The organism is Streptomyces sp. NPDC034086, assembly GCF_055575515.1.
This window is the reverse complement of the sequence record NZ_JBVISM010000016.1, coordinates 130,865-138,787: the sequence shown is the minus strand read 5'-3', so window position 1 is coordinate 138,787 and position 7,923 is coordinate 130,865. Positions and strand designations below refer to the sequence as shown.

Annotated in this window: 8 protein-coding genes and 2 pseudogenes; 3 read left to right on the top strand and 7 right to left on the bottom strand. The window is 70.8% G+C overall.

What is annotated here, in order from left to right; genetic code table 11:
• Window positions 1–66 precede the first annotated feature (66 nt).
• Together ACZ514_RS27920 and ACZ514_RS27915 are read left to right on the top strand one after the other, a co-directional pair.
• Window positions 67–207, top strand: a pseudogene (locus tag ACZ514_RS27920) (hypothetical protein); the annotation flags it as partial.
• 312 nt (window positions 208–519) lie between these two features.
• Window positions 520–1,704, top strand: a complete 1,185-nt coding sequence (locus ACZ514_RS27915; RefSeq protein ID WP_468165351.1) for an amidohydrolase — start codon at window positions 520–522, stop codon at window positions 1,702–1,704.
• Window positions 1,705–1,911: 207 nt separating this feature from the next.
• On the opposite strand, the gene ACZ514_RS27910 is transcribed toward ACZ514_RS27915, so the two are convergent.
• The 6 genes and pseudogenes from ACZ514_RS27910 to ACZ514_RS27885 form a co-directional block, all read right to left on the bottom strand.
• Window positions 1,912–2,478: a hypothetical protein gene (locus ACZ514_RS27910; RefSeq protein WP_469125960.1), complete on the bottom strand. Its 567-nt coding sequence runs from the start codon at window positions 2,476–2,478 to the stop codon at window positions 1,912–1,914.
• Between the two features lie 380 nt (window positions 2,479–2,858).
• Window positions 2,859–3,431 (bottom strand): hypothetical protein, encoded by a 573-nt coding sequence (locus tag ACZ514_RS27905; RefSeq protein WP_468164524.1) that lies wholly within the window; start codon window positions 3,429–3,431, stop codon window positions 2,859–2,861.
• An 896-nt stretch (window positions 3,432–4,327) separates the two neighbouring features.
• Window positions 4,328–4,533: pseudogene (locus ACZ514_RS27900) on the bottom strand (peptidylprolyl isomerase).
• Between the two features lie 292 nt (window positions 4,534–4,825).
• Complete coding sequence (locus ACZ514_RS27895) at window positions 4,826–5,587, bottom strand: metallophosphoesterase family protein (RefSeq protein ID WP_468164526.1); 762 nt, start codon at window positions 5,585–5,587, stop codon at window positions 4,826–4,828.
• 71 nt (window positions 5,588–5,658) lie between these two features.
• Entirely contained in the window at window positions 5,659–5,844 is a 186-nt protein-coding gene (locus ACZ514_RS27890) for a hypothetical protein (RefSeq protein WP_469125959.1), read from the bottom strand.
• 141 nt (window positions 5,845–5,985) lie between these two features.
• Window positions 5,986–6,429, bottom strand: a complete 444-nt coding sequence (locus ACZ514_RS27885) for a hypothetical protein (RefSeq protein ID WP_469125958.1) — start codon at window positions 6,427–6,429, stop codon at window positions 5,986–5,988.
• 223 nt (window positions 6,430–6,652) lie between these two features.
• Here ACZ514_RS27885 and ACZ514_RS27880 point away from each other — a divergent pair, with 223 nt between their 5' ends.
• Window positions 6,653–6,835, top strand: a complete 183-nt coding sequence (locus ACZ514_RS27880) for a hypothetical protein (RefSeq protein WP_469125957.1) — start codon at window positions 6,653–6,655, stop codon at window positions 6,833–6,835.
• Here ACZ514_RS27880 and ACZ514_RS27875 read toward each other — a convergent pair.
• Window positions 6,829–7,773 (bottom strand): hypothetical protein, encoded by a 945-nt coding sequence (locus tag ACZ514_RS27875; protein ID WP_469125956.1) that lies wholly within the window; start codon window positions 7,771–7,773, stop codon window positions 6,829–6,831. The two genes, ACZ514_RS27880 and ACZ514_RS27875, sit on opposite strands and share 7 nt — an antisense overlap.
• Window positions 7,774–7,923: the final 150 nt, after the last annotated feature.

Here is a 7,923-nt window from a genome sequence, read left to right as displayed (position 1 = left end):
GCGCCGGCCGGTCGGGGGGCGTCGCCTGGAGCCCAGTACACACAGGTCCCGGGTCGGTTCAAGATCGTGACGAAACCACGTCGCCCGCTCGGCGGAAAGACCGACCCGGCCTCCGAGTCCAGCCCAGGCGCGAGGGAAGCCGACGGGCCACTGGTGTTCTTCTTCATCGTCGGCAACGAGCTGCAGCAGGAACTCGTCCACGGCGAGCTCCGCGACCCGAAGCGGGCCGGGGTGCCGATCACCGCGCCCTCAGCGGCGTTCACTCCGAACGCCACCGAGCTGCTGCCGGGCCTCGCATCAGCGCAGGGAGAAACGTGGTTTTCGGGGTGGTGCCGCCCCGATCACCTAGCTCGGGCGGACGAAGCCAGGGCACGGCGCATCAGGGGCCGCCTCCGTGGAACACGTACGGAGTACGACCGGCACCCCCCAGGGAGGCATTCCGTGCCCGACCACCTCGACCGTTCCGCCCCCGGCCACCCCGGCCCGGTGTCAACCGCCGCCCACCAGGAGGACGACGGTCTGGGCGCGGTGTACGACCGGATCCACCAGGAGGTCGCGGCCCGCGCCGACCGCCTGTGGGACACCGCCTTGGCCCTCCACCGCGACCCCGAGCCGGCGTACGAGGAACACCGGGCGGCCGGGCTGCTCACGTCGGAGCTGGCACGGGAGGGCTTCCGCGTCGACCGCGGGACGGCCGGCCTGCCCACCGCGTTCACCGCGTCCGTCGGCAGCGGCTCGGGACCCCGGGTGGCACTGCTCATGGAGTACGACGCGCTGCCGGGGCTCGGGCACGCCTGCGGGCACAACCTGATCGCCGCCGCCGGCCTGGGGGCGGCCCTCGCCCTGCGGGCCGCTGTCGGCGAGCCGCAGGGCTCCCTGCTGGCCGTGGGCACCCCGGCGGAGGAGCGGGGCGGCGGCAAGGTCACGCTGGTGGAAGCCGGCGTGTTCGACGGCGTGGACGCGGCCTTGATGGTGCATCCCGGCGTGTACAGCTGGTCCTCGGCGCCGCTGACGGCCAGCGCGCAGGTGCGCGTGGGCTTCCACGGTCGCGCCGCCCACCCCACGGGCAACCCGACCGAGGGCATCGACGCGCTGGGCGCCCTGATCCAGCTGTTCAACACCCTCGGTGTGCTGCACCCCCGGCTCCCGTCCGGGTCCCACATCCAGGGCATCATCACCGACGGCGGACGGGCCACCAACATCGTGCCCGACTACGCCGAGGGGCTGTTCGGGCTCCGCGGGGCGACCACGGCCGCACTCGAGGAGCTCGCGGGCGAGTTGGAGCGGTGCGCCGCGGGGACGGCCACGGCCACCGGGACCGAGGCCACCGTGGAGCGGGTGGGCGGTCGCTACGAGCACTTCCGCGACAACCCCGAACTCTCGGGCCGGTTCGCCGGGCACCTGGCGCGAGCCGGGATCCAGCTGACCGAACCGGAGCCGGGCGTGTACCTGGGGTCGTCCGACATCGGCAACGTGAGCACGTACGTACCGGCCATCCACCCGTTCATCGCCATCATGGACGCCACCGAGGGCTCCGACCACACGCCTCTCTTCGCCGCCGCGGCCGCGTCACCGCGCGGGCGCCACGTCCTGCTCGGCGCAGCGGAAGCGCTCGCCTGCACAGCGGCGGACGTGCTGCTGCGCCCCGAGGTGAGCGCGCGGGCCCGGGCGGCGCTACGGGAGAAGGCCGCGGCCGGCCTGTGAGCGCCCTGGGCGCCGTCCGCGCCCGCCCGCAGCAGCTCGTCCAGCACCTGAGCGCTCCCGCGGAGCCAGTACGAGCCCGCATGCGACCTCGGCACGTCCGAGCCGGCGTGCCCTCGCACAGATGCACGGGGGCACGTGTCGAGGACCGTCTCGGCAGGGGTGCCCCTCTCCGATCCCTGGCGGCCGACCGTGGGCGGGCGGGTGCCTCTACTCGGCGGCGGCCTTGGCGCAGGTCACCTTCGCGAACCTCGAGGTGACGGTGTACGTGTCGTTGGGGACGCCGGTGAACTCGAAGAACCCGTCCTGGATGGTTTGGGTGGTGTTCACGACGGCGCCGGAGGAGTTCTTCAACGTGACCGTCTCGGCCTCCGGGAATCCCCTGCCGGACACGCCGTAGGTCGTTCCAGGGCCCTTGGTCACGGTGCACTTGATCGCGGCCTCCTCATCCGACACCCACTTCGGGCAGATCGCCTTGGCCCGGCGTCCCGTGGCGCTGTAGGTGTCGTTCGGCAGCCCGGTGACCTCGAAGAAGCCTCCTGTGATGGCTGTGGTCGTGCGCACCGTGGTGCCCTGCGAGTTCTTCACGGTGACGCGCTCGCCGGATCTGAACCCTTCGCCCGACACGCCGAACGTGTTGTTCGGGCCTTCCGAGAGGAAGCAGGTGGCGCCGGGCACGGCCCGTTCCGCTGCTCCGGCCGTCGTCACGGTGACGGCGGTCCACCCGCTGAACGCCACAGCGGCCACGACCGCGGTGGAGAGGGTCTTCCTTCGCATGAGATGTCCCTTCCTTCGACTGACGGCAGTCGCTTCGCTCGAGTAGTACCCGCGCCTTGCGGAGGAGTGTGGGCGGTGAGCGTGGCTTGTCAGGGAGCTTTCCCCTGATCTGCGGGCCTCGGAGCCGACGAGTGATGCGGCCACCGGTTGTTGGCGACGGCAGTTGAGGTGTCGGCGTCTTCGGCCTCGACAGGAGGAGGGCGTCCCCGTCTCGTTGGAGGGGCCTCATCACGGCGGGGGTCTGGCGGGGGTCCACCCCACCCCTCGGAGAATCCGTGATCACCAGCCGTGTGCGCCGTGGCACGGGCATCCCCGTCGAACTCCTGGAAGAAGACGAGCCTGCGCTGCCCCTCCGGGGCGAGCTGTCAAAAACCTTCCGGTCAGGTGCCGGCTTCGCAGAACAGCGTCACTGTGAACACGGCCGACGCCACACCCCCTTCGGATCCCTGCCGGGGCACCAGGAGTTGCACCTTAACCGTGGGTCGCGGCTCTGTCGGGTTCGCGCGGGCAGGGGCATTGACGACGAACTGGGTCTTGGAACTCGGGCCGGTGAACTTCACCGTGCGCTCTGACCGCTTACCCGAGTCCGGGATCAACCACACGACCCTGATGTCACCGGTCCCCGTGCCTTCGAGCGTACCCTCGAACGTCACAGGAGTCGGCTGGTTGCACTTGACCGTAGGGGTGTCCGGTTTGGTCGCGACCACGTCGGCATCAGTGATGTTGATGTTTGCGGGGGCGGGGACCTCTGTGCACGGGACGCTGGAGCCGCGACCACCACCGAGTGGCTTCACGTGGTAGGTCCCATCGCGCACGTTCTTCACATTGAGGTTGCCCTGTGCGTTGACGCGCGTGTCCGTCGCTCTTCGTGCGCCGACTCGGGTGATCGTGATCTTCTGGTTCGCCCGGAAGCCGGTGATCTCCACGTTGACGTTGGTCGAGGAGCCGCCCACGGCTTTCACCTGGCATGCCGGGGCAGCAGGGACCTGCACGGCCGAAGGGGCTGCCTGGGCCGCCGCCGTAGGTGGCAGGGCAACGGCGGAAGCCAAGAGTGGTGCGAGCAGTGCACAGCGGCGTTGCCGATTCATGAGCTTCCCTCCATGGCAGAGTGGCTGCCAGGGTGCGTACGGAAACCGGGAGCGGGCCCACCATGGCGTGGGGGTGACGCGCAGCGAGTCGCGGCAGCGCTCGACACCGGCTGTCCGAACGTTGCGGACAGGGTGAGGGCTGAAAGGGCCGTCATCGCGGCCTGCGGTCAGCCCGTACCACGGGGCTCCTCTTCGAGAATACCCGCCACCGCCTGAGGCGGCCCGCCAGAGCCCGAGGGCCAAGCCGAGCGGTGCTCAGTCGCCGAACCCCTTACGCGCGGGCTGCCCGGGCTGGCCCTGCGATCGTGGTCCACGTGGGGCTCGGGGTGGAGCCGCGCGGTGGCCCGGCTGAAGCCGCCGTTGGTGTCCCGGGGTGGGTGGCGGCGCCGAGGTTCTTGGCCATGGTGGTGGCTTCGCTGGTCAGCTCCGTGAGCTTGCCGCGGTCGCCTGACGACTGCCGGGTTGGCCGCGGCTGACGCTCACCGGTGCCCCGAACGTGGGTGGTTGCGGTGCAGGAAGTGCCGCTGAGATCGATCTTGCCGGCGCTGGGGCTCGTGCGCGGGGGCTCGGAACCCGCGGGGTACGGCGGCGGCTCGTAGTTCCCACAGGACGGGGATGCGTTGGTAGGGGGTGGGCGTTTGCAGCCGGAGAGGCTTCGCTCGTTCCGTGGCCCGCCGGCGGTCGATGTGGCCTCATGAGGCTGCCCCCGCACCTGGCCGGTGCGGGGGCAGCCGGGGATCAACGAGGGGTCCTGCGGGAGTTCACTGGGTGGAGATGCTGATCTTCTCCAGGACTACGTCCTTCACGGGACGGTCGTTGTGCCCGGTCTCCGTCCTGGCGATGGCATCGACGACGCGCTGGCCGTTGGCGACTTCGCCGAAGATGGTGTGCTTGCCGTTGAGGTGCGGAGCGGGCCCAGGGTGATGAAGAACTGGGACCCGTCGGTGTCCGGTCCGTTGTTGGCCATCGCCACCAGTTAGTGCCGGCTGAACTTCGGCTCCGGGTGGATCTCGTTGGTGAACGTGTAGCCGGCGCCGCCGGTCCCCTTGCCCAGCGGGTCACGCCCTGGATCACGAAGTCGAGCACGACCCTGTGGAACATCGTCCCGTTGTCGCGCGTCACCCCACCCGGCACTGTTGGGGCGCGGACCGGAAACGATCAACCTTCCGCTCCGTCAGGGCGCGGCCTACGGATGGGTAGGTGGCGTTGATCGTGGAGTCGGTCTCCGGTTGCCCGCTGTTGTGGTTGGGGAGCGGGTGTCAAGGGCTGTGGTCGCGGCCGTCCCGTGGGGCGAAGGCGGTGAGGGCGTCGGCGTCGCTCGCGCGAGCGTGGAGGAAGTAGTCGGCCCATTCGGTGATGTCGGGGTAGGACGATTCCTGGCTGAGCCGGGTGGCTGCGGCCTGGAGGTCGAAGTGCGTGGTGCGGAGGTCGACGCCTGGGCCCAGGAGGGCCCAGTGTGCTCCTGTTCGTCCGTAGGGCATGCCGATGCTGCCGGGGTTGATCACGAGTCGGCCGTGGGCGAGGCGGACGAACGGCATGTGGGTGTGGCCGCAGACCACGGTGCGAATGTCGGCATCGAGTCCGTCAAAGACTTCCTCCCAGCGGTCGAGGCGGGAGTCGACCAGGACGACCTCCTCGTCGTCGCGAGGGGTGGCATGGCAGAACAGCACCCTTCCCAGGCCGTTCACGGACAGGGAGAGCGATCGTGGAAGCGAGCTGAGAAGGTCGAGATGGTCCTCGCGGAGCTGTTCGGCGGCCCAGGGGGCGATCGGATCGGGGATCGTGTCGCGTTGCCCCCGGCGGTATTCGAGGAGTTCACGGTCGGCGTTGCCGCTGATCCAGATCACGCGGTCGCCGAGGCTGGTCAGCAGGTCGAGAACCTGGGCCGGTTGCGGGCCGGCGGTGATGTCGCCGGTCAGCACAATGTGATCTGCGGTGCTGACATCTGGTTCGGCGAGCACCGCCTCCAGGGCCGGCAGGACTCCGTGAATGTCGGACAGGACCGCTACTCGGTTCAGCATGGTCACCACTGTGGGGCGAAGGCAGCCGAGTGGTGTGATCTTTCGCCGGGCGCGTACTTCGAGGGGGCCGTTCAGCGCGTGTGTTCGCCGGTTGCGTAGCTCTTCCAGGGGGCTGCGGCCTCAGTGGCGATGCGGGTGGTGCTCTTGTCGTGGGAGCCCAGTGCCTGGGCGGTGGCGGGCGCCCGGGCCTGGAGGACGGGCTGACGGATGGCGGAGGTGCGGCCCTTCTCGGCCGGGACGCCGAGTTGCGGAAGCACGTCGTGCGAAGTGCCGGGATTCAAGGACCGCGTCGCGTACCAGGCCGTCGGGCATCGTCGCCTTCAGCAGGCGGCCCAGCGGTGTGCCCTCCGCCTTCGTCCGCGCGCTGCTCGCCCTCACCGCCCGGTGGACTCCGGCGGTCATGCGGCCCGTCTGCGGCAGGGAGGCGCCGAGGTCGACTCCGGCCTGCTGGAGGCCGACGAGCTGGCGGGCCAGCCGCGCCAGTCCGCCCCGTCCTCGCCCAGGACGCCGCGCAACTGGTCGGCCGACCAGCGCGGCGCCGTCTCGGCAGCGTCCTCGCTGAGTTCCTCCTCGCTGCCCGTGAGGCGTTCATGGGCGGCGCGGAGTACGGCGTCGGTGATGGGGGTCATCAGCCGGTAGGCCAGCGCGGGACTCTGCGCGGCCTCCCCGAGGGCTTCGGCGAACGGCTCGCGCTGGGGCGGATACGTGATCGGCAGGAGTTCCCTTTCGGTCGAGGTCAGCGCGTACGGGGCGGGCCCGGCCGGCCGGGATCCGGGCGCGGCCGGACCGCCTGGAAGAAGACCGGGCCGGGGCGGTTCGAGCGGGGTGTCCTTCGCCTCCACATGGACCGCGTGGAGGAGAATCCGGAAAATCTGCGGGGCTGCCCGCGGGCTGCCGGCGGACTACGAGGACACCACAGGCTCCGGCGCAAGGACTCCCCCGGGCAGCCGGTCTACGCCGACAGCTCGCGCAGCTCGCCGGCTTCCAGCCGTTCCAGGTCGAGGTCGGCTCCACGAGATCTGCCACGTCAACGAGATCGAGGACGAGCCGCTCGGCAAGGGCTTCATGTTCGTTCTCGCCCCGGGCCACGGCCCGCTGCTCACGGAGATGTTCCTCCAGACCGAGGACAAGGCCAGCGAACTCTCGGAGAGGTACGGGGCGTGCTCCGATGCCGAGGTGACCCCGGCGTTGCACGCGCTCAAGCCCACCGTGCCCAGGCCGGTGCCACCACCACGGCAAGGTCAGTAGCCGCCACCGAAGCCACAGCTGAAGCCACCGCCGCTGTGCCCGCCGCCGGAGTCCCCGCCGAAGCCGCCGTAATCGCTGCCCGAGTGGCCGTGTCGGTGACCGGGGCCGGAGGGGGGTGAGGAGGGCTGGGGAAGCTCGCCCGGCGACCGCCAGCGGCCGCGGGTGACCAGCGTCCACCACTGCCCGAACTGCACCGGGTCGTCCGGCGCCGAGCATTCGCGGACCGCCATCTCGCAGGCCGCCTCCTCCCACCCGACGGAGGTGACCCCTTCCTCGTGACCCAGCTTCTCCAGTGCGCTCGCCAGCGCGTACGCGTTCAGAGGATCCGAAGACCGTCTCGAGGCGGCCGGCAGCGGCTGCGCGGGATCCACATCGAAACGGTGGACGAGAACGGTCGTGCCACCCTCGCCGACCAGCGACCAACCCCATACGGCTCGGCTCGCCAGCGCGTGGCAGCGCCCCGAGCGCGCCAGCCTCATCCGCTCCCGCTCCTGCCTCTGGGCCTCCTCCGCCGCCCAGCGGCGCTCGAGCTCCTCCTGCTCCCGGCGCGCCTCTTCGGTGGCGAGGGCGAGACGGCGCCTGATCTCCGCTCGCACCGGCCCGTACCGCGCCTCAGCAGCTCCCAGGGCCTCCTGGAAGCGTTGCGCAGCGCGCTCTTCCCGCCGCCGCGTCCCGGGCATGTATCGGCGCACGCCCTGCCGGATGACGGCGTAATACGTTTCCTCCACCCCACGTACGGAGCGGTCGAACAGCTCGCTCGCCGCCTGCCACTCGTCGCGTTCGGCTGCGGTACCCCGCACGGCGTGCCGGCCGAGCATGCCGCCCGGCCGGGATCCGAGCACGTGGTAGACCGAGCATGCGAGCCCTCCCAGTGGCTTCGGGTAGAACCTGCTTTCCCCCACTTCGATCACGAGCTGCCGTGCCTCGTCACCGGTCATGGCGCGACCACCCCCGATGTTCAGCATCCTCCACCCCGCGCGCTGGGGGAACCACGCGAACTGTGCGGGCATCCGGGGCGGTGGCGCCCACCGGGTGGCATACCGGCCCGGGGCAGCCGGCTCCCGCCCGGTGTGCGCCCGCAGCCGGCA

Bases quoted from the DNA above. Each gene is read 5' to 3' on its own strand.
- ACZ514_RS27880 (WP_469125957.1), top strand. From the start codon at position 6,653: ATGTTCGTTCTCGCCCCGGGCCACGGCCCGCTGCTCACGGAGATGTTC.
- ACZ514_RS27875 (WP_469125956.1), bottom strand. From the start codon at position 7,773: ATGACCGGTGACGAGGCACGGCAGCTCGTGATCGAAGTGGGGGAAAGC.
- ACZ514_RS27895 (WP_468164526.1), bottom strand. From the start codon at position 5,587: ATGCTGAACCGAGTAGCGGTCCTGTCCGACATTCACGGAGTCCTGCCG.
- ACZ514_RS27910 (WP_469125960.1), bottom strand. From the start codon at position 2,478: ATGCGAAGGAAGACCCTCTCCACCGCGGTCGTGGCCGCTGTGGCGTTC.